General features: G+C 58.6%; 19 protein-coding genes. 8 read left to right on the forward strand and 11 right to left on the reverse strand.

Going from position 1 to position 21,776, the window contains the following annotated elements:
• Positions 1-60 precede the first annotated feature (60 nt).
• Complete coding sequence (locus FBZ90_RS11930) at positions 61-777, reverse strand: hypothetical protein (protein ID WP_145732363.1); 717 nt, start codon at positions 775-777, stop codon at positions 61-63.
• Positions 778-962: 185 nt separating this feature from the next.
• Here FBZ90_RS11930 and FBZ90_RS11935 point away from each other — a divergent pair, with 185 nt between their 5' ends.
• From FBZ90_RS11935 to FBZ90_RS11945, 3 genes are read left to right on the forward strand one after another with little or no spacing between them, the layout of a single operon-like run.
• A complete protein-coding gene (locus FBZ90_RS11935; protein WP_145732365.1) occupies positions 963-1,217 on the forward strand; it encodes a hypothetical protein in 255 nt (84 codons plus the stop codon).
• A 5-nt stretch (positions 1,218-1,222) separates the two neighbouring features.
• A complete protein-coding gene (locus FBZ90_RS11940) occupies positions 1,223-1,480 on the forward strand; it encodes a hypothetical protein (RefSeq protein WP_145732367.1) in 258 nt (85 codons plus the stop codon).
• A complete protein-coding gene (locus tag FBZ90_RS11945) occupies positions 1,467-2,318 on the forward strand; it encodes an LPO_1073/Vpar_1526 family protein (protein ID WP_145732369.1) in 852 nt (283 codons plus the stop codon). Before FBZ90_RS11940 ends, FBZ90_RS11945 begins: the two co-directional genes overlap by 14 nt.
• A 423-nt stretch (positions 2,319-2,741) precedes the next feature.
• On the opposite strand, the gene FBZ90_RS11950 is transcribed toward FBZ90_RS11945, so the two are convergent.
• The 5 genes from FBZ90_RS11950 to FBZ90_RS11970 form a co-directional block, all read right to left on the reverse strand.
• Positions 2,742-6,479, reverse strand: a complete 3,738-nt coding sequence (locus FBZ90_RS11950; RefSeq protein WP_145732371.1) for an AAA family ATPase — start codon at positions 6,477-6,479, stop codon at positions 2,742-2,744.
• A gap of 3 nt (positions 6,480-6,482) precedes the next feature.
• Positions 6,483-7,706, reverse strand: coding sequence for an exonuclease SbcCD subunit D (locus FBZ90_RS11955; RefSeq protein WP_145732373.1), 1,224 nt, complete (start codon positions 7,704-7,706; stop codon positions 6,483-6,485).
• A 195-nt stretch (positions 7,707-7,901) separates the two neighbouring features.
• A complete protein-coding gene (locus FBZ90_RS11960; RefSeq protein WP_145732375.1) occupies positions 7,902-9,155 on the reverse strand; it encodes a ComEC/Rec2 family competence protein in 1,254 nt (417 codons plus the stop codon).
• A gap of 72 nt (positions 9,156-9,227) precedes the next feature.
• Entirely contained in the window at positions 9,228-10,994 is a 1,767-nt protein-coding gene (locus tag FBZ90_RS11965) for an ATP-binding protein (RefSeq protein WP_145732377.1), read from the reverse strand.
• Between the two features lie 12 nt (positions 10,995-11,006).
• Positions 11,007-11,927, reverse strand: a complete 921-nt coding sequence (locus FBZ90_RS11970) for an SIR2 family protein (RefSeq protein WP_186455764.1) — start codon at positions 11,925-11,927, stop codon at positions 11,007-11,009.
• A gap of 255 nt (positions 11,928-12,182) precedes the next feature.
• Here FBZ90_RS11970 and FBZ90_RS11975 point away from each other — a divergent pair, with 255 nt between their 5' ends.
• From FBZ90_RS11975 to FBZ90_RS11985, 3 genes are all read left to right on the forward strand, one after another.
• Positions 12,183-12,434, forward strand: coding sequence for a hypothetical protein (locus FBZ90_RS11975; protein WP_145732381.1), 252 nt, complete (start codon positions 12,183-12,185; stop codon positions 12,432-12,434).
• Between the two features lie 37 nt (positions 12,435-12,471).
• On the forward strand, positions 12,472-13,200 hold the full coding sequence (locus FBZ90_RS11980; protein WP_145732383.1) for a hypothetical protein: 729 nt from the start codon (positions 12,472-12,474) through the stop codon (positions 13,198-13,200).
• A gap of 1,170 nt (positions 13,201-14,370) precedes the next feature.
• The gene (locus FBZ90_RS11985; protein ID WP_186455765.1) at positions 14,371-14,844 is read left to right on the forward strand and encodes a helix-turn-helix domain-containing protein; all 474 of its coding nucleotides are present in this window, start codon (positions 14,371-14,373) and stop codon (positions 14,842-14,844) included.
• 44 nt (positions 14,845-14,888) lie between these two features.
• Here the strand turns inward: FBZ90_RS11985 and FBZ90_RS11990 are convergent, their stop codons facing one another.
• On the reverse strand, positions 14,889-15,305 hold the full coding sequence (locus tag FBZ90_RS11990) for a hypothetical protein (RefSeq protein WP_145732387.1): 417 nt from the start codon (positions 15,303-15,305) through the stop codon (positions 14,889-14,891).
• 498 nt (positions 15,306-15,803) lie between these two features.
• On the opposite strand from FBZ90_RS11990, the gene FBZ90_RS11995 reads away from it, so the two are divergent.
• On the forward strand, positions 15,804-16,334 hold the full coding sequence (locus FBZ90_RS11995) for a hypothetical protein (protein ID WP_145732389.1): 531 nt from the start codon (positions 15,804-15,806) through the stop codon (positions 16,332-16,334).
• A gap of 18 nt (positions 16,335-16,352) precedes the next feature.
• On the opposite strand, the gene FBZ90_RS12000 is transcribed toward FBZ90_RS11995, so the two are convergent.
• The 3 genes from FBZ90_RS12000 to FBZ90_RS12010 form a co-directional block, all read right to left on the reverse strand.
• Complete coding sequence (locus tag FBZ90_RS12000) at positions 16,353-16,595, reverse strand: hypothetical protein (RefSeq protein WP_145732391.1); 243 nt, start codon at positions 16,593-16,595, stop codon at positions 16,353-16,355.
• A gap of 207 nt (positions 16,596-16,802) precedes the next feature.
• Positions 16,803-17,195 carry a hypothetical protein gene (locus FBZ90_RS12005; protein WP_145732393.1) on the reverse strand — a complete coding sequence of 131 codons (393 nt, stop codon included), beginning with the start codon at positions 17,193-17,195 and terminating at the stop codon, positions 16,803-16,805.
• A 76-nt stretch (positions 17,196-17,271) separates the two neighbouring features.
• Entirely contained in the window at positions 17,272-17,913 is a 642-nt protein-coding gene (locus FBZ90_RS12010; RefSeq protein WP_145732395.1) for a hypothetical protein, read from the reverse strand.
• Positions 17,914-18,021: 108 nt separating this feature from the next.
• On the opposite strand from FBZ90_RS12010, the gene FBZ90_RS12015 reads away from it, so the two are divergent.
• Positions 18,022-19,110 carry a helix-turn-helix transcriptional regulator gene (locus FBZ90_RS12015; protein ID WP_145732397.1) on the forward strand — a complete coding sequence of 363 codons (1,089 nt, stop codon included), beginning with the start codon at positions 18,022-18,024 and terminating at the stop codon, positions 19,108-19,110.
• Here FBZ90_RS12015 and FBZ90_RS12020 read toward each other — a convergent pair.
• On the reverse strand, positions 19,104-21,509 hold the full coding sequence (locus FBZ90_RS12020) for a TonB-dependent receptor (protein WP_145732399.1): 2,406 nt from the start codon (positions 21,507-21,509) through the stop codon (positions 19,104-19,106). The two genes, FBZ90_RS12015 and FBZ90_RS12020, sit on opposite strands and share 7 nt — an antisense overlap.
• Between the last annotated feature and the right edge of the window lie 267 nt (positions 21,510-21,776).

Below are 21,776 nucleotides of genomic sequence, written 5' to 3' on the forward strand. Positions count from 1 at the left end.
GTTGGTGTGATTAAAATATATTCTGAATATAGCCTGGAATTTTTAGTGAGATTGAACGATTCATCTCCCAAATTTTTCATGAATTGGATGGAGACGCAATCTCATGCTCACAAGAGCAGGCGATCGTAGAATTTCCTTAGCAATAATTTGAATCATTTCATAAATTATTCTAATCCTCTTCCTGCCGTCACCAGCACCCGTAAACATGTTCATCGACCATAATTTATCAATTGCCTCCTCTACCGAATTTTTCCTTCTATCGTCAAAATGAGCATTTCCTTTCTTATTTGCTGCCCATTCAACTAATTGAAATCGCGTGATGATCACGTCGCCCACAAATGCTATAGGGGTCTTGCAAAAAATATCCAATGACACCGGATTATCGGAATCCAGAATAAAATTTTCTTCCGGTAATCCTGGTGTGGGAGTTCCAATTGGAAGGCAGCCGGATCTCTTATTTCTTTCCCAAAATTCACTCACTAGGTCACTGTTTATTTCGGGAAGGAATTCCACCGCATATGTCGCAGGCGAACTAAGATCTTGTACAACTCCTAAATACGCGCCAGATACCAAATGAGAAACCCTCACCTTTTCTCCGAAAATTTTAAACAATCTCATTAGCGTAGAATCGTGCGGTTGCAGTACCTGCCGTAACCGCATCGCCAATTCTCGGAGCGTTCTTTCTTTCAGAAACCCAGACTTTGCCTCATCAATAGCATCCAACTCGTCCATTACATGGCATATGAATTCAATATTCTCTTGATTTAGCTCGATCATCTCATGCCTCAGCAGGGGGCTTTAAGGACACTACATCTCGTAACGCCCCACATCTGGACGCCCAACACCTCCCGGTGCCGAAATTTGGGCGCCGGGGCAAAAATGCCAAAATGCGCGCTACCGTATGCGCGAAGCGAGGATTATACAATCTGACGAGGTCATCTCAGCTACAAGGATTTATCGAAATGCGCCGTCTCGTTGCCGCCTTTTTCGCCGCCGTTCTGCTAGCGTCACCAGCCGCCCTAGCCGCCGAGGGCAAGCACTATTCCGACCCCGCCGCAGCCGCCAAAGTCTGCAAGTCGCCCGTGGTGTGGGTCAACCCCAACTCGGGCGTTTATCACATGCCCGGAAGCCGGTACTACGGCACAACCAAGGACGGCTTCTATATGTGCCAGAAGGCCGCCGAAGCCGCCGGGAATCGCCAGGCTGAGAGCCACTGACCTCCATGATTAACTTTTTCCGAATCGCCTCGGGCGTGGCGCTGCTGGCTGCCTTGGCCTGGCTTGTCATGGAACCGAAGTTTGACTCCGTAGTTGCCGCAGCAACGGCATTTGCCGCCTTCATTGGATCAATGCTTGTAAAGAAGGAGCGTCTTCCCAAGACACGAGAACAATCTCAAAATGTAAATAACAACTCCACGGCTATTCAAGCCGGTGGAGATATTAATGTAGAAAACAGTGGAGGCATCCGTGCTGGGCGATAAGCAAAATCAGAAGGTTGACGGCAGCTCTACTGCAATTCAGGCTGGAAATAATGTCTACATCCATCAGGGAATGACTATTTCCGACGCCCGAGAAGTCTTCCAACTTCTTCTTCGAGAAAGCCTGACTGCGTTTCAAGATGAAGCGCGTAATGCGGCCCAAATTAATTTCCAGCGTTTTTCAGAAAATGTGGAGAGGAAATTCTCGGAGCGTATTGAAAAGGTCGTTCTGGAAAAATTAGCAGAGCCTGATGTTCAGTCAGTAATCAACGACGCATTTAAGGCTAGCGCCCGGAAAGGCAATTCTACAGACATAGAATCGCTAGCTAATCTTATTGTGGAGCGCCTATCTAAGGATAGCTCGCCATACAAAGACATTGTAATTTCAGAAGCCATAAATGTTGTTCCAAGAATCACGAAACAGCAAATATCATTTATATCATTCTACTTCTCTGTTAGACATCTTGCCTCGCGCGGCGACATATCGGTTATAGAGAGCCTGCATAAAGCAATCTTCCCTCTTTTTCAAGAGGGCATAAATCTACCAATTAGTCAATTATCTTATCTAGAGTACGCTGGTTGTTGCACTATAAATACATTAGTTGGCGTGGAATTATATGACGAGTTCAATAATGGGTCGTATAAACATCTGGGAGCGGCGAGTGGAAATGATTTGAAGTCATTATTTTCTCAGAAAGCACCCACATTTTATAATGAAATCGAAATATTCCTTCAAAAGAATCTTGGAGCTCTGACGCTGACAAGCGTCGGCCAAGCTATCGCTTTGTCACATATATCTACTGTTATAGGTAATATCGATTATGGCATCTGGCTTCGATAGAAGCGAACGCCACAAACTTATAGGCCATTGTTATATCGTGGAAAAATAAAATTGCTCGCGAGGCGATCGCCAGACGGAAGCATTCTCTACCAATCTGGCATTCTTGCAAAAATCTAGCGTTCATGAAATTCGATGATTATTTTCTGATATTTTGACCAAACTATTGGGATTGAATAGATGATTATACACCGCCACATCAGGTCGAGATTTTCATAAAATTCAAAACGCGGGGGAGGCCGACCCTCGATATCTCCGGTAAATGAAAGAGCAACACCCTGAGATCGATCTCCCCTGAGAGAAGTCCAGCTCGTTACCAACTGGTATTCCTATAAGCCGCCATACCATTCGATAATGAAGCCTGTGAAGCTCGGCTGACTTCTCTTGGCCCGCTCCAGATGACAACCTGTTGCTCGCCACCAGGGTTTACACGCTTTCAGCCCAGTTTACCCCTTTGATGGATACGCGGCTCTTGCCGCCGCCCGACCGCGTAACGTTTACCTGCACAGGAATTCTGTCCTTCATCATCTCGACGTGGCTGATGACACCCACGGTGCGCCCCTGGCTCTGCAACGCCTCCAACGCATCAATGGCCAAGTCCAAACTCTCGGCGTCCAGCGACCCAAAGCCCTCGTCGATGAACAGCGTGGCCGCCAGCCCACCATGTCCACCCATCCGGGACAGCGCCAAAGCCAAGGCCAGGGAAACCAGGAAGCGTTCGCCGCCAGACAAGCTGCGAACCGACCGGACCTCGTCCCCCATGTCCCGATCCACCACATGCATGGCCAAGTCCTGGCCCGCACGAACCAGCCGATAGCGGGGCTTCAAGTCGGCAAGATGGTGGTTCGCCCGGTCGACCAGGAGGTCCAACGTGATCGACTGCGCATGCTGGACGAACCGGTCACCGTTCTTGGAACCCACGGCGCTGTTGACGGCCTGCCAGACATCGAACGTGGCCCGTGCTTCCGCGATCTCGGCCTCAAGCCCAGCCAGGTTCCTCCTGGCCTGGGCATCCGTCTGCATTCGCCCACGAATGGCCCCGACTCGCTCCAGCCGAGAAGACTGTTCGCTGTCGATGCCGGAAATTTGCTGCTGAAGATCCTCCAGCGGCACCTCTGGAACACCGGCGGCCTCCGCAGCAGCCAAGTCACCCTGACGCTCCCGTAGCGCCGCGTGCGCACTTGTCCGCCGGTCCGCCAGTGCCGTCAGACGGCTCCGCAACGCATCCACCTCAGCTCGCGGCCGGGAAAGGATCTCGGAAAGCTCGGGGGCGGTTAGCCCGACGCTCGCCAGAGCCTCGTCCAGAATGCCATTGGCCTCCACCTGCTCAGCCTGAGACTCGGCCAAAGCCGTTGTCGCCCCCGACAGCGCCTGCTTGGCCGTGGCGACCGCAGACTCCGCAGCCTGGACCTTCTGCTGCCCCTCATCCCTGGCGGCGATGGCCGCCGTCCGGGCGTCATTGATCCGGGTCCGGTGAGCATCAGTGGCCTCGCCGTCGAGAAGTCCCGCCCGCTCGCCCCGCAACTGGATCAGTTCCTCCGTCCGCGCGTCGGCCGCCGCCTTCAATTTCTCGGCACCGATGAGCAGTTCGTCAGCACGGGCCTGTATGCCGCTGATACGGGGAGCGAGCCCAGCCAAGGCAGCGTCCACCGCAAGAACCTCCGCCTCAGCATTTTCTCGGTCGGTCACCAGGTCGGCGAGAACCTGACGTACCTCGTCCGCATCCATCTCCAGGTCGTCCTGGGTCAAATCCCCAGTCTCCAGCGCCGAGGCGAGGCCCGCATCGATGGCTTCGATACGTTCCTCGGCCGTGGCAGCAGTTTGCATGTAAAGCGCATAGGACTGCCCTTTGGCGTTCGCCTCATCGGAAAGGCGTTGCCGTGTTCCCTGCCGCTGTTCCAACGCGTCCGTCAGCCGGTCTCGCTCGTCGGTCAAGCGGGTGATTGCCTGACGCAATTCTTCCGCCTGCCCAAGTTGGCCCTGTAGGGTTCGCCGCTCCTCGGCAACCTGGCGGCCCACCTCAAGTATGGCGGTCACAGCACCGGTCGGTCCGGCGGGAAGGTCAGACCGCTCCGCCTTGGGAAGGGTCTCGACGTAAAGGCGTTCAGCCGCTTCAGCCCTCTCACCGGCCTCTTGAATGCTTGCCCGCAATTGCTTGGCGACGGCTTCCGCCTGCGCGACCTTCCCCTTGGCCAAAGTGGAAAGCTGCCGACCCTTCTCGGCACGTTCCCGGGCAGCATCGAGGTCAGCCTGAAGGCCACGAGCCAACTCGGCCAATACCGCGTCGGCATGAATGGGATGCTCTTCGGCGCCACAAACCGGACAAGGCTGTCCTGGCACCAATCCCTTCCTAAGATGCTGCGCGCTATCCGAGACAGCCGCCAATGCACGGTCAGTCGGTGCCATCAGCGCTTTGACCTCAGCTTCGGCCTCTCCAATGCCCCGCTCTGCGTCCTGGACCTGCTTCGCTGCGGCGTCTCTGTCCGCTTCGGCTGCCGCGAGGGATGTCTGAGCCGTGCGGGCCTGCGCTTGAGCCCTGTCATAGTCCTCTGACGTGCGCTTCAGATCGCCCAAAACAGTCAGTTGGTCGCCCAAGGCTTCCACTCGGCGGGCAGTGACCTCGGGGACCAGCAGGACGAGCCGATCCTGATGGTCCAGGATACCGCGATTCAACTCGGACCGCGCCGCCTGGTCAGCAACATCCTGCCCCTCCAACTCGCCAAGCGCCGCCCGCAGCCCCTGCACCTCGGCATCAACCACACCAGCCTGCTGGCGAGCTTTAAGGGCGCTCCGGCGGGCCGCGTGCCGGTCATCGAAGGCCTGGGTGATCTGGTTCCAATTCCGAACCAGCAGAGCCGCCTGGGGTCGCGCCTCCAGGACAGCCTGGGCATCTTGTCGCCGGGCCTGGGCTTGGGCCCTTTCGGCATCCAGCTCGCGTAACTGCACCAGAGCCTGTGAATGCTCGTCCACCGCTGCTGCCGCTGCCATGGCGGCTTGGGATGCCTCTTGGTCGGCGCGAACGATACGACTGTCGAGGTCCGCAGCCTTGGACCAGATGGGCCCGAACTCCTTGAAGACCCGCTCGGCCTCATTCACGGCAGCCTGCGCGATGTCCTGCTCTTGTCGGCGGGCAACAGCCTGCTGGACGACCTGCTCCAGGATGATCTGCGCTCGCGAAACCTCTCCCTCCGCCTTGGTCACACTGGCTGCTGCTGTCCTGACCCGGACCCACGGGAGCCGGAGCGGTTCCGCCTGATCAATTCGGTCCAGGTCGGCACGATCTCCCGCTGCTTCCACAAGAGCGGCGTCCGCATCGGCCACGACCTGAACCGCCTCCCCGTGACGGCGCTGGGCCTCCGACAGGGCCCGATGACGAGCAATGTCTACTTCAAGGAGCTGACGCCCGGTTCGCGCCACCTCAATGGCTGCCAGCAAAGCCTTCTCTTCGTCGTCAAGGGCAGCACGCTCCTCTTCCGACAGAAGCTGGTGCTCAGCGCGGCGGGCCACAAGGAGGTCGTGATCAGCCTTCGCCTTGCTGTATCGGTCGAAAACGCGAATCGAGATGTCGCGGTAAATCTCTGTGCCCGTCACCTTCTCAAGCAGGGCACCACGGTCTTTGGTGTCGGCACGGAGGAAGGCGTCGAAGTCACCCTGAGCCAACAGCACCGTACGGCGGAACTCGTCGTACGTGAGCCCCGTCAGCGCGGGAACCTTCGCCTCGACAGCTCTCGTTTGGCTATCGAGCACCTGGCCATCGGACAGACGCTGAACGCTACGCTCGATATTCTGTAGGCGCCCATCCACCCGCCCTCGCGCTCGCCGCGCGGTCCAGGTGGCCCGGTAGGCTTCGCCGTCGAGTCCGACGAAATCCACCATGGCGTAACCTTGCGATGCCCCCCTACGCAGGACACCTCGCGCATCCCGCGCCTTGATCGATTCGCCACCGGCGTCGGGCACATCCTCATTGCCACCCGTCAGGCCAAAGCGCGGACAATCCCCATAGAGCGCGAGACAAAGGGCATCGAGGATGGACGACTTGCCAGCACCCGTTTCACCCGTGATGGCGAACAGGCCCGCCGACTTCAGTGGCTCCGCCGTGAAATCGATCTCGAACTTGTCGGCCAGGCTGGCGATGTTCTGGCCCCGGATGGCGAGGATGCGCATCGCTTATTCCCCCACCTGGGCATCGCGAAAAGCTGCCAGGTGGCGGGCATCAGGTGCCATCCCGTGCATTTCCTGGAACACGCTTGCGAACAGCTCCTCGGGGGAGGTCTCGGCTAAAGACACCGGCGGCGCAGCTTCCGATGCAGCACGGGCTGCCTGCTCAATCCTGACACCTGCACGCCGGACGGCATGGCGTTCCAGCACCGTCTCGATTTCGGCCAACAGGTTGGGAACGGGACGGTCCGCCAGGAACCTGAACCACACGAAGGGATGCCGATCCCGTGGAGCCGACGCATCCAGGTTGAGCGCCATCAGGACCGCATCCAGGTCCCCCACACTCATTCCGCCTCGCTCCGGCAATTGCAGGCATAGGATGGGGCGTGGGAGCGGGCGGTGAGTGGCCGTCACCCCATCTTCCCGGATATCGACCAAGGTGACGCCGTGGTCGTAGCCGATCTCCGCCGCCGACAGAGGGAAGGGCGAACCGGAATACCTCACCCGCCCGCCACCAAGATTCTGCGGCCGGTGGAGATGGCCGAGAGCCACGTAGGCGAACGCAGGGTCATAGATCTCAGGGGGCACGGCGTGCTCGCCGCCAATCAGGATGCGCCGCTCCACGCCTTCGGATTCGGTTCCACCGGCACAGTGGAGGTGGCCAGTAGCAATGATCGGCAAACCGCCCGCGCGGGCCTGCGCCTGGGCAGCAAGTTGCTGATGGAACGCCCGGGTCGCCGCGACCACGGGAGAACCGGCGGTGACTTCAGCACCCAACGTCAGGCCAGGCAGATCGGCGGCGCGCAGAAAGGGGATGGCCAACACCATCGCCCGTACCTGCCCATCTGCATCGGCGACCGGGATGAGGTGGCGGTCCATATCGACCTGGCCATCTTTCCAGCGCAAGGTGCCCAGAGCATGCACGCCGATTACCTGGAGTACGGCATCGGGCGCTTCCAGGCGGCCAGCGGGGTCGTGGTTCCCGGCGATCATCACCGTCGTTAGGTGTGGGCGCCGCCGCCTGAACTTGGCGAGAGCCGAATACAGCATGCGCTGCGCGTCACCCGAGGGATTAATGCCGTCGAACACATCCCCGGCGATGACCAGCGCATCGACCGCTTCTTCCTCGATGACATCGGCCAGTTGCTCCAGGAACGCTTGGTGCTCGACCTCGCGGGTCCAGCCATTCAGCGTCTGCCCGATATGCCAGTCAGCAGTGTGTAGGATACGCAAGGTGCTGCCCGCCTTCCTGATAGACCGATAGGCACCTTTGAAAATTCATGCGACAGCCCCTGAGAACTTTGACCATGAAGGCGCCATATTAAAAGAATATGTCAGTGACCAAATCAAAATCTCTCGGAATCTGTCGAATATTCTATTTTTATTATCATCGTATTAACTATTATATTTTATAATTGTACAGACGCATCAGGATTGCCGAGTTGATAGTTGGCACATATTTTCACCGCAGGGCACCAAACCAGAAGGCTGCTTTGAATGACCGGGAAATTCAAGTCGTATGTGAGCGGGCTGATTCGACCGACGGTTATCGGTTCGCAAAAATTGCTGCCAGTTCGCCAACCCGTGGCGTTCTATAGTATTCCAACGGGGATGATCATAACGGTTAGGGTCGCCGCAAGAGATCGCCACCCGGCTCTCTGGCCGTGCCGTACTACAAGGAACATGAGCACTGCGCATATCAGCGCCGTGATGAGGCGCGACTAACGAAAGAACGTCCGGCGAGCCTGGCTTTCCAGAGGGAAATGACGAATAGCGCGCATCTCCAGGCAGTATAATTCGATTACCGTCAAACTCAACTATGAATGCTAAACCGGTATGATTCCGGTTTTTGCCACGCGACTGGCATTTCTCAATCCATATATTATTATTTCCAATTCTATGAGCATTTGGCCAAAACATTAAATTGGAACCAATTCGCGAAGCGCAAGCCGCATGAATATTTCCAAAGTTTTGCCTAGGAGCAATCCATTTTACGTCAAATGCCTTGGGATCTCGATAAGCAGAAGACCAATGATCCCAATCCCAGTGGGATAGTACGATGGCTGGCCCATACGAGAAACAGAAATTTTTCAGAGTAGCAGGAAAAGTCAGAGCATGATCAAGAACACCTCCTCCAATGTCAAAATATATGCAAGGAACATTACGCGCCAATAGGGCATTACAGTTTCCTTGACCCACATCATATACCGCAACTGACGGATCTATTATTCTATCATTAATATCTAGTAATTCCGCGATATCTGCCGGATCGGCGTCTTGAATTGAACTCGTATCAACTGTTTTATCAAGCTCATTCGCGGTTGGCCCGTAGACGCCCTGAACATTCTTAAGAGATCTCAATTTTCCATCAGCAAACAAGTTACCATAGTGTTTAACTGTCACGCCCATGTCATGGGGCTTATTTCCTAAATCCAGGGCGAGCCAACGCGCATCAGCACGCATAGCGTTCCATGCTTGGGGCGATAATCTAGCCTCAACAATAGATAACGCCGATTCGGCAACCTGACCGAATCCTACGTTTTTTTTCGAGTTTCCATCAAACCAGATAGCATCAACTGCCTCAAGCCATACCCGACCGTCCTCCGAAAACGCAGTATCAGCTCTTACGTAAACCTGGTTAGGTAGCTCACGCTTTTCTTCGATCTTTAATTCAAAAAACACGTGATACCTCCACCATCAATTTCAGTTTATGCCCCAATAGACCAAAACCCCATGGTCAATACATAAATATTACTACACTCTCAATGTCTGGTTTCTCCAGCCATCTACGGCCTCTTGAACGACGTTGCTGCCACCACCTTCCACCGCTCCCCATCTGTCCCAGAATTCAATGGTTCCGCTAGCTGGACGGTTAGTGGGCTCAGCGATTCGGATCCGCGAGGGAAGCAAGCTTGCATCTCCCACCACTAAAGCCTCACCGGTATCTAGAACGGGCAAAAGGTCGCCAAAGCCGCCCAGGCTATCGGGCAATAAGCGCTTGATCACCCCCTGATCGTCACCATTGGTCAACCGCATCGCAACCAAGTTATTGCATTGACTGAGGATGGTGCGATTCACCTCAGACGGACGCTGGCTGATAACCACCAAACCGACGCCGTACTTTCGCCCTTCCTTGGCAATGCGTTCGAAAATCTGAATCGCAATTTCTGAAGCCGCATCAGTCTGCGCCCGGTCGGGGATGTATAGGTGGGCTTCATCGCAAAAGAGCGCCACCGGATGCCGCCGATCGGCAAGCATCCACTGCTGAATAGAAAAGGTAAGGCGTGCGACCAGGCTGATGATGAGCGGCAGGATGTCGGACGGCACCTCCGAAAAGTCGATGATCTTGACCCCACCAGTCTGCCCCGGCAAGTCGGCGCGACCTGCAACTAGGGCCGCCGCCATCTCCTGGAGCCACTCAAAGCGCATCGTGTCTGACCCGCCCTGGAACATAAATCCCAGCCGCCGATCGCTCCGCTTACTTTCCAGGCGAGCTATGAGGCGGCTAAGCTTCCCATGAAAATCGCCCTGCTTTTCCGTCTTCGCCCCGGGCACCATCTCGGTATTCAGTCTCTCCAGTTCTCCGAGAACGGCATCAATATCGAAGGGAATTGGGCTGTCGATGGTAAAGTTGTCCAGCAAATCAGCGCGCCCCAGGCCGCTGATGTAAGCCTGCTTTGCCTTTACGATGGCCCGCTGAACGACCATCGCCTGGTTGGGAGCGTTTTGGTCACTCCGATCAACTAGCATGGAGACCAACGCCTCGTAGCCAAGCAGCCAATAGGGCAGAAATAGGACCCCATCCGCCAACGACGTATCTCCTAGATCGCCGGGACCAGCCACCCGAAGGTGTCGAAAGCCGGGTCCCTGCAAAGGGCCGTACTCTCCGTGGATGTCGAACACTATGGCGTTGGAATTCGGCAAATCAGCCGCTTGCTCCAATAACGTAGCGGTAGCCCAGGACTTACCAGAACCAGTGCTTCCAACAATTGCGGCATGTCTCTGAAAGAATTTATTGCCATTCAGATACGCATCAGCCTTTTCGTCGAGCGTATATTTTCCAAGCAATAATCGTTGACCATCCTTGGCAATACGGGCAACTGCCTGCATAAAACCAGTCAACTTCTCATTCTCAACCGAAAAGCAATCTGCGTCGATCTCAGGCACCGTTTCCAATGTACGCAGGAAGACATTTGTTGCACCACGGTGCCGATCGACAAACGTTCCGATTAAAGCAATTCGAACAAGGTTAATTTCTGATGGTTGATCGGCACCTATCTCCTGGTCGTCCGCATCATCAGGCTCAATGGCGGCAATTCGGCGCTCCGAAATGCTGCGCGTAATCTTTTGGATGATGCCAACAAGGTGCTGACCAGCACGGCTGCTGCGAAGGACGACAAGCCGGTTCACTTGAAGCTGACGCAGCCGTTCTATATCCGCTACTCGTACGACGACCATGCCAGTGTCGACGGACAAGACTGATCCAAGCGCATCTTGGTCCGGGTAGTCGAATAGAGACATCGGAGCGTTCCTTCAAATCGCCAATTGCAAGAAGCCCTGGAGGCTCCACAGATTATGACCAGAAATCTCAATCCCATCAGGATGTCCCTGGGTATACATACACGTTCCCCCAGCGCTCTCCTCAAGAGCCATGTATTGACGACAACTACCACGGCGAAGGAATGATCGTGCCTGTTCTGATAATTTCTTCGTTATTACGACCAGAGGAACTTCATCCCTTTCACATTTCTGAACTAGCTTCGGCTGTATATGCTGGTCGTTAAAGCCAAATCCAATACATAGATAGGATTGAGCGTTCGACATTGCCCGATCCGCCCGGTCCAAAATCGTCCTGTATGGCTCACCGTGGGTGATGCGATATTTCTCCACGCCGGGTGTGACGATGGACGGCAAAAGGCCAGCAGGCAGAACACCTGTCACCGGTAAGCCAATTACGGTCCTGTCAGCGGTCTGAAACCAATCTAAAGAACCGTGGACCTTCCAGACGTTGGCTGTAGCAACAGGTCGCCTCCCGATGAGAAGATGAGTGCTCTCAGAGCCGTGCCACGTGCGGAGATGGCCATATCCAAATCCGGTAAAGTGATGAATACCACCGGATTCTGCCGCATATTCAGCTAGGCGATCATAGTTAGTTGTTACAACGTCGATTTCTTTTTTTACTGTTCTTAACAAATAGCGGAATAGATTCGTAAGTGGATTGATATCTCTGTTGGAAATATTTTTCTGAAAATGAGCCAGGTCCGATTTTATCAAAAATTTCCAGGTTTCTTTGACTATATGGTTAGTGAGAGAATCAGGCATAGACTCTCTCGTTAGAGCAGCCTCTAGGTCATATTCCTCTGCTGCGGCCAAGAATCGACCCCATATCTCGGAAGCAGGCGTATCCAAATCCTCAGGCTTACTCGCTCTCAGGTGCTGGGCAAGTTGGGGCATGCCAGGCACCCCATAAGCCATGGAAGCACCACTCCCCAACACGATGACCGGTATCTTTTGCAGGCAGGACTGCGCTAGATCTTCGGCTTCCTCATATGGCGACCTTGGCATGATTATTAACCCACCATCTCAAATGCAGGAACGTGACGACAATCGCTCCACCTCTGGAAATAGCGCCTCATAGGTACCGTATTGCACGCAGTGCGGGCAACCAATACACTTTCGCGATAGATTTCCCTATGCGAAGGAATACCTATGCGCCTCGTTGCCGCCATTATCGCCGCCGCCCTCTTGGCCTCTCCGGTCGCCCTAGCCGCCGAAGGCAAGCACTATTCCGACCCGGCCGCCGCTGCCAAGGTCTGCAAGTCACCTGTGGTATGGGTGAACCCCGCCTCGGCCATCTACCATCTCCAGGGCTCTCGCTACTACGGCACCACCAAGGACGGTTTCTATATGTGCGAAAAGGCGGCTCAGGCTGCCGGTAATCGTGCAGCGGAAAGCCACTAAGACGACGGCAACGAAGCTGAGGCTGCAGAGGTCCGGTATGGAATACGATGAGCTATTCGACTTCTGGGCTCATGTGGGGCCCAGCGACCGCATCCATCCCGCCGATGCTCCCGTTCTGGCTCGCCTAGATGAAGGAAACCAAAACTGGAACGAACAACACCCTGCCCCAAAGCAGGTAGACGGGCTTGATCTCAGGTGCCTGCCTCTCCCCTTCATGGGCCCGCTAAGAACCGCACCAGTGGTCTTCCTCGTCTTGTCGCCAGGCCTGGAAGACGCCGATGTCGAGGAGGCTGCCTCCAAATCCGGACCACACCGTTACCACCTCATGAGGCAGGGTAATCAGCCTCTACCGTTGAAGGGTGAAATCGGCGGCGCCTGGAAATGGTGGAAAGCCCGTACAGCCCGCCTTGGCGATCCCATGATGTTACGTCACCATGTGGCGTTCCTTGACATCGGCGCCTACCATTCCAAGAAGGCTCCAGATCGGCAGACGCTCGCGGCCTTGCCATCCAGCCGAATGGCCATCGATTGGGCCCAGCAGGTGCTCTTCCCTCAAGCTGTGAAGGGTGAACGCGTCGTCGTGTGCCTCCGCGCCGCTCGCATGTGGGGGCTCAGGAGGAATCGCTGCCACGGCTCGCTATTTGTCCCCGAGACACCTCAAAGCGGCCACCTCGGTCAGGGTGAGATAGCCAACGCAGCCGTGGCAGCCATAAAGGCAATTCTTGCTAAGAAAGAACCGACCAATGGAGAGGCTGGTCGCAAATGATTGACGAAGACTATATTAAGAACCTTTGCTCCCAGATTGAGAACGAAGGCCTCTATGGTGGTGTCACGAATAGGCATTATGCCATCATTCATGAAATTGAATCGATAATGGGAAATAGCGTTCGGTATTATACAGGCTGCTTGGTGGATCTAATAAAAAAGAAACGAATCGACGATATCAGGGCTCACACCGTTCATGCGCTTGGATGGCTCGGCCGCATTGAGAATTCAGCCGGTATGATAAATCACGCCGAGGCAGAGAGAACTACTCGCGAGAGGTTTTTCAGGATCGATCTGCCCGAGCCTTTTATTTGCCAACAAGCGGTAATTTAACTCTATATGCAAAAATATATATCAATGATGAGTACTTTAAGAGCATAACATGCGTAGTTAATGCGGAAGATATTGATCTAATTCCTATTTCTTCAAAATCTCTATCTAAGCGACAGGCCTATCGGAGGCGCTTGGGTGAATATATGAGCATATTTCGAAGCGAATTTACTCGTCGGATTGATGAAATCTGGAAGAAAGACGGGGATCTATCTATAATAGATACAATCAACTATCGAGAAATCCGTCAAATATCCCGGTATCGATGAAAGCTATCACAACCGACAGCTCGTCAAATCAGACCGAAGGTGATCTAGCATGGCCCGGCTTGTGTGAATCCTTAAGGTACTGGGGGCACCAGCCCCTGCGTAATGTCCACCAGTTGCCCCGGCGGCGGAATGATCATGGGCAACAGCGACCTTACCGCGTCCAATACCTCAATGATCTCTTCCATCAGAACGTCGTGCCCAAACCCCGATGCCTTGTCAGACAAGGCACGGCTCCAAAGCCCACCCAACCTGCCGAGGCCAGCCCGGACACGAGCTGCCTTCTGCCTCCCGGAACCGGCCGGGGCAGCCGTTCCTTGCGGAACTCGATGCCGAACACGGGTCGGAAACCTGGAGATTCTTGATAACTTACTGAAAATAGATCACTATTTTTGTGATGCGCGAATTTGTTGACAGAATCCGCAACCAATCTGCCTTTCCTTGATCAATCTGGAATTCTATGAAAAGGGATGTTAGCCCCTGGTCATACCGCCAAGGATAGGATAAAAATACCCCATAATCTAGGGTATAATTCTCCCACGACGCCACGTCCGTTCCAGGGTAAATTTCCCCACATGACCTCCACCGCCAAAGCCCCTCCAAACACCCCCGCGCCCAGCCCGCTGGCTGAGCGGCTGGGCCGTCGCCTGGCGGCGCTGGGCCTTGGGTATGCGGAGTTCGAACGGGTGGCCGGCCTGAACGAAGGCACCATCAAAGGCATCATGTACGGCAAGTCCGCCTCCCCCCGGGCGGACACCATTTATAAGATCGCGCGGGGCCTGGGCTGCCGAATCGAGGATCTGATCGGGGAGAGCCGATTGAGTGGCGACTCGGGTACCGAGGCCGGTCATCTCAGCGCCCCACCCTCCGTACCCTATGCCGGGCATGAACCGCCGCCATTGCCGGAGCATGCCGTTTTGGACGCGGTGCTGGACAAGGTGCGCGCCGCCTATCGCCAGGGCGACCTGGACTTGGCCGCCCAGCTTGTGCGTCTGTTCCAACTGGACCTGGAAAAGCTGAAGATAGAACGCGAGATCGCCCAGCGCTGACGCGCCGGTGGCGCCGTCTTTGCGAGCCTTTGCGAAAAAACGGATCAGCATGACACCCACCCCAGGCTGGCCGCCAAGTCGCGGCTGAGCACCATGTCCGTTGGATTGTGGGCGGCGTCCGCCATCGCCATGGAGTCGGCTGGCAAGGCATCCACCAGATAGAGGCGCACACGCAAACCGGCGGGTCCGTCGACGGGTGCTGGGGACGTTTCCAGCGCCACCCAGGCGTCGGCGGCGATGGCCACACCCCCCGCCACCCGATGGAGGGAGGGCAGCATGTCGACCTGCCGATGCCGGGTCAGCGACAACAACGTCCACGGCCAAGTGTCGCTGACCGCCGCCACCACCGGCACGCCGCCCACCATCACCCGCAAGCGTCGCCCGACGGGCGATACTTCGGGCATGCCGGAATAAACCTCCCCGGCCAGGGGCAAGCGCCGTTGCGACACGCGACCCGACATTCCACTCCTCTATCCCGCAATGGCGCCGGTCCTAATCCCAGAGCGCCGTTCCCTGATGCAGCCGCACTCAGCTCCGGCCTGTTTCCCGGTTGGGGAGGCAAGCCAGAGCTTCGACGCAACGCATACGATGTCGATAGTTTTAGACTTTAGCTCCCGATTAACGTGCACCCTTGGCCGCAAAGCGCCCCATGGCGCCTGCCATATGTTCCCTTTACGTTCTCATTTTGGCGAAGAACGGTCAAGCGGTGGCGCCACAGGCAACGGCGGGAGATTTTTCCGGCAAGGGGATTTATCTCCGATTTCGATTGACGGCGTATTTTTCTCCTGGCAGGGTAATCTTCACCGGCCGGCGCCTTCCCCATCGTCGCCGGCCGGCGACGGCGACCTGCCCCCTGCCCCTCCCCGGGCGGGTCGCCCCTTCCCCGGGGCGGGCAGGCGCCGATCGGCGGCCACCGCCCCGGGGTTCCCCATCAAAAGCCAATGACGGAGCCCGCCCCCATGTCTTCCGCGTCGACCGTGCCGTCTATTCCCACCGCCCCCCTGTTCACGCCCTCCTCGGCCCCACCCACCTTGGCGGCACAGGTTCCGGCCGTGGCCCGCCTGGTGGCGCGGGCCGCGCTGAGCGTCCGTCTGGCCAGCCGGCGCCTGGACCAACGGCACGGGCAAGCCGCCTTGAATGAGTTGACGGAGACGGCGGTGCCGTCGCTGGAGCAGGCGCTGGAGGGAATGGGACAGTTGGAAGCCACGCTGGAAGCGCACGGCCAAATCCGCGAGGCGGACTTGCGCCCTGCCGCCACCTTGCGCGTGCGCATGCAAGCGGCAGCCAGCCTATTGAAGCAGGCGGACGTGCTGGCCCAGGCCGGCCTGGCGGAGGAGGCGGGCGATAGCCGCGAGGCGGCACTCTGGACGCTGGAGCGCGGTCTGGCCCTGGTATCGCCCTTCAGCCCAACACCGGGGACGGATGTGCTTATCCGCGCCCTGCCGCCCCGCTATCCGGCCAACAGCCCGTTCGGGGCGGCATCGTCCTAGGATCTGCCCGGAAAGGTGTCAGCGGCGCACCACGGTGGTGCCGCCGCTGCCCCAGGCGCTGACCCCGAGCAGGAAACCGAAATCGTACCAGCGGCCCGGGTTGGGATAGGCGTAGACACGGGTATCGGAAACCAAGCTGTACAGGAAGCTGAAGGGCGCGATGAGCCCGTGCAGCAAGCCATAGAGAAAGCCAGGCAATTCGCGCCCCGCCATGGGTGGCGGCTGGGTGGCGCAAGCGCTGAGCAACAGCCCCGCGCCCATGACGGCGGCCCCCAACAGCAAAGGCTTGAGCCAACGTCGGCGACGGCCCCGGATCGCGGGCGGGGATGGGGTCTGTACTACGGATTGGTCCACTTTGGCCTCCCGGAGGGGGAACAGGGCAACCCCCGCACTGTCCCGATGACGCGGTGAAACGCCAAGCCCGCCAAAAGGCGGCCCCAAAAGGGCGAACCAAGACCATAGGTCTTATCAGAATGGCGCCAACCAAGATCCGGAAGTCAGAGCCGACCGCGGCCACCACGAAACGACGGCGCGCCCGCGATGCTGATCAAACGCATCCAAAAGGGCAGAAGCCGGTTGCCCGCCAAGCGACGCGCCGACGTCACCGTCCGTCCAGCGCGAGCAACTGGCCGGCGCCCCCCTCAACCCCGGGCCATCATGGTTCATCCCGTCCTCCGGCGCCGCCTGCGGGACGGCAGCCACCGGCGGGCGTGGCGCGGGCGGCGGATCAGCGCGAAGCGCGGCCTTCAGGGGCAAGGCATCCGCAGGCAGCAGGTCGGGCGGCCAAGCCAGGGCCCGGTTGACCACCCCCGCCCCGACAATCAGGGTCAATGTGAGCAATGCAACGGCTTGCAGTTTCATGGCGGCCTTCCTTCCCTCTTGTCACGGAAACCGCTGATCACGCTAAAACCTCAAGTATGATTGAGGTCAAGCCCCATCAGGTTCGGCTGAAAGTCAGGGTCCAATTGGTTTCCCAGCTGCGGCCCGCGTCAGCCGACCAAGCCTGCTCCCACAGGGCGGAGGTGGTGGTGATGCGCGACCAGACCACCCGCGCCTCAACCGGCTGACCCAGCAGCGGATCGAAATCCTGGCCGCGAAAGTCACCCCGCCGGCCGGCGAACAGGCCCCCGGTGAAACGCCCGGTCAGGGGGGCTTGTAAGGTGCCGGTGCGCCCGTCCACCCGGTGGAAAGCCCAATGCCGGGCCGCCGGGTCGTACAGGCGGAAGGTGACGGCGGCACCGGGCTGGTCCGCCAACGCCGGCAGTTCCAGCTCATCCAGGCAGGCCAGGCCGCCCAGCATGACTTGCCCGTGGGCGCTGGCCCGCGTCTCGTCCCAACGATCATCGCCCACCCAACGGTTCAACCGGCGGCGGCTCAGCACCGACCAGCGGCCGGCCAGGAAGTCGAAGTCGCCCGCTCCCGGGCCGCCAGTGAGCAGGTCCGGCTGGTCCGGATCGGTCGGACGGCGGTCGACCGTGGGCAAACGCTCCGCCCGTGCCGGGACGGCGGCGAAGGCCATGAGGCCGGCGCCCATCAGGGCGGCACGGCGGGTAGGGGTAAAGGTGCTGGCGACGTCCATGGAAACGGTCCTCCGCGATGGGAAAACCGGGCGTTTTGTCCGGTGAACGCACTCTACCGGACAAAACCTGACACCTTTTGTCAGGTATGATCTGCTAGTTTGAAATTCATGCGCGCCAGCCGTCTTCTTTCGCTGCTCATGCTGCTTCAGACCCGGGGTCGCCAGACCGCCCAGGCCCTGGCTGATGAGCTTGAGGTCACCGTCCGCACCATCTACCGCGATATCGACGACCTGAGCGCGGCCGGCATCCCCGTCTATGCCGACCGGGGACGCGACGGCGGCTTTCAACTGATGGACGGCTATCGCACCCGGCTGACCGGCATGACAGCGCAGGAGGCGGAAAGCCTGTTCCTGGCGGGCCTGCCGGGACCGGCGGCGGATCTGGGGTTGGGCGACACCTTGGCCGCCGCCCAGCTGAAGCTGCTGGCCGCCCTGCCCGAGCAGGGACGGCAGATGGCCGCGCGCCTGAACGCCCGCATCCACTTGGACCCGGTGGGCTGGTTCCAGGAGCCGGGCAAGGTGGACATCCTGCCCGACATCGCCCGCGCGGTATGGAACGAACAGATCATCCGCATGCGCTATGAGCGCTGGACCGGCATCGTGGAGCGGACGGTGGAGCCCCTGGGCTTGGTGCTGAAGGGCGGCGTCTGGTACATGGTCGCCCGCTCACGGACGGAGATGGGTCTTCCCGACGCGGACAAGGGCCCCCAGGCGCCCCGCACCTACCGCGTCTCCAGCATCCTCACCCACACGGTGCTGGACCGGCGGTTCGACCGGCCTGCGGATTTTGATCTGCCCGCCCATTGGCAGGCATCGCTGCAGAGCTTCGAAGCGGGCCTTTACATCGGCACGGCCCGGGTGAAGGCCACCGCCGCCGGCCTGAAATCCCTGCGCAACCTGGGGCCCGCCTTCAACGAACGGATCAGCGCCTCCCTACAGCCCACCCGCGCCGACGGCTGGGCGGAGGCCGACATCCCCCTGGAATCGGTGGAATGGACCGCGCGCCAGCTGTTGGGACTGGGCCTGACGGTCGAGGTGCTGGGCCCGCCGGAACTGCGCGCCCATATGGCGGACCTGGCGGCGGAACTGCACCGCCGGTATCAGGCCCGGTATCAGACGACGCGGACGGCTGATACGGAAAGGGCACCGGCGTCGCCACCGGTGCCCCCCTCCAACGATGATCCCCTGGATCAGTAGGTGACCGTCATCTTGGCGGAAATGAAACGGGGCGGCGCCGGCTGATAGCTGGGCAGGTTGGCCGCCACGCCGTTGTAGGGCTGGGCGTTGTTGCCGAAGTTGATGCCACCCAGGTAGCGCTTGTCGAACAGGTTGGTGACCGACAGCACCAGGCGGGTGTTGAACCGGCCGGTCAGCGATTCCGGCAGGGTATACCCCGCCGCGACGTCGAAGGTGTAGAAGGACGGCACCTCCTCGTCATTGGTCAGGCTGCTGAAGCGGTGGGCGGTGTACTTGCCCTGGATCTGGGCGAAGTAGTTGTCCCGCTCATAGCGCAGCAGCGAAGACACCAGCCATTCCGGCGTATCGGTCAGCTGCTTGCCCGCCGTCGGCAGGGGAACGGTCGTGCCGTTGGCCAGGCCGACATAAATGTCGTTCTTCAGATGGCTCTGGGTGTAGGCCGCCGACAGATAGGCGGAGAAGCCATCGATGGGCTTCGTGCCGACCTCGGCCTCCATGCCCTTGATGATGACGCCACCGATGTTCTTCGACACCGTGGTGTTGGCGGTGACGTCGAACAGCGACTGCTGGCGGTTGCTGTAGTTGGTGTTGAAGATCGTGAAGGAGCTGATGAACCACGGCCCGCCGTAGCGGTAGCCCGCCTCCAGATCCACCGTGGTTTCCGGCTGGATGGTGGAGAGATTCACGCCCGGGGTGTAGAGGGCGGAGTTGTCGGTGGCGCGGAAGGTCTGGGTGGCCGACACGAAGACCTGGTTGCTGTCGTCGATGTGATAGACGGCGCCGGCGCTGGGCACGAACTTGCCCTGATCCAGTTCCGGGCGGGTCGGCGCCACGGCATTGCCGGCGGTGCGCAGGCTGACCGGCAGATAGTTGATGCCGCTGCGGTTGATCTGCGAGTGCTGCAGTCCGACGCTGAGCGCCAGCTTGTCATCGAACAGGTTCAGGGTGTCGACCACGAAGGGACGCACCACTTCCGTCGTCGTCTTCTGGTCCTGGGTGCGGACCACGGAACCATCGGCCCGGACCACGTGCTCGTTATAGAGGTCGGGCCACAGGCTGACCGGGTTGCCGTAGGCGTCCACGGACAGCAGCGGCTTCCATTCCCGCAGCTTGCCGATTTCGTACTGGAAGCCCATCACCAGTTCGTTGTGGCCATAGGTCCACTTGCCGCGGGTCAGGAAGCCGGGACGCATCTGCTGCTGGGCGAAGGGATTGTAGAACAGCTTGGTGTCCAGCTTGTCGCCGTCGCCGTTGAGGTCGACGCCCGTGAACTTCTGGCCCGCGACACCGAACTGCGCCGCGTTGGTTTCGGAGAAGTAGCCGGCGGTGCCGCCGCCGCCAAAGCCGTACCAGAGGTAGGGCTGGACATCGAGGCGGATGTTATCCGTCAGGGCGAAGTTGCCCTTCACCGACACCACCAAGTTTTCAAACGGATTGGTCGCCAGCTTGTAGTAGTTGGAGCGCTGGGTCAGCAGCGGGCCGTTGTTGTCGTTCTGCACCGTGCCGTTCACCGCCGGCGCGGTGGGGGCATAGGCGGTGGCGAAGTTGAAGTCATAGCCATACTGGGCCAGCTGCGCCTTGTTCAGCGCCTGGTAGGAATAGGTTTCGGCCGTGTTGTAGAAGGCGCTGAGCGCGATGCGGCTGCTATCACCGATGTCGTGGGCGATGGAGGCGTCGACATGCTGGCGCTTGGTCGTGCCCTCGCCACGCCACACGTCCACCGCGGCGTTGGAGTAGGAGATGAAGGCCTTGGTGCGGAAGCCGATGTCGCCGGTGTCCACGCGCACGAATTCGCGGCGCAGGCTATTATCGCCCAGGCCCTGCTGCACCATGACATGGAAATCATCGGACGGCTTCTGGATCACCATGCCGATGTTGCCACCCGTCTCGCCCACATTGGGGGTGTCGGCGTCGCCCGCCCCCTGCATGATGTAGACTTGGGACAGGTTCTCGGCGTCGATGTATTCCTGGGGATAGACGTTGAAGGTGCCGCTGTCGTTCACCGGCACACCGTCCAGGATCAGGCCGATCTGGTTGGACTGGAATCCGCGCACGGAAATGGCGCCACGACCGGTACCGGTGGCGTCGCGGCCATTGGAGTTGACGCCCGGCGCCAGGTTGATCAGCTGAAAGGGGTTGGCCGCCGCCGGCTGGTCCTTGATAAATTCCTGGGTCACGGAGGAGGCCGACTTAGGCGCCTCCTGCACTGTGATCATGCCATTGGCGTTCACCGGCCGGCTGCCGGTGATCAGGATGGTTTCCACGTCGCCGGCCGAAGAGGCCTCCTGCGCCATGGCGCCCGCGCACACCATCACGTTGAGCGCCGCCCCCGCCAGCAGAATGCCGCGCAGGCGTGAGCATTCGCGGACGGCAGCACCGCCCCGCGTGAAAATCATCATGAGAATCCCCCGATATTTATCCAACCGGCGCCCTGCTTCCCGACGGGCCGCCCCTCAAAGTTTGTGCATTTGCACTAACATTGGAATGTTGCAACTTCAAGACGTTGGGGGGAAAGCTCGATGGCGGTATGCCCTTCGCGCTTCGCGAGCGCGAATTTGACAGAAACTTGATCAAACGGTCAGGTTTTGTGACTGTTTTCTGACCACAAGGTCAGACAAATTGCCGCACCCACGCCCTTCAAGGGCGCACGGAAAAAGCGAATCGGC

The organism is Nitrospirillum pindoramense (genome assembly GCF_007827955.1).
GTDB lineage: Bacteria > Pseudomonadota > Alphaproteobacteria > Azospirillales > Azospirillaceae > Nitrospirillum > Nitrospirillum amazonense_B.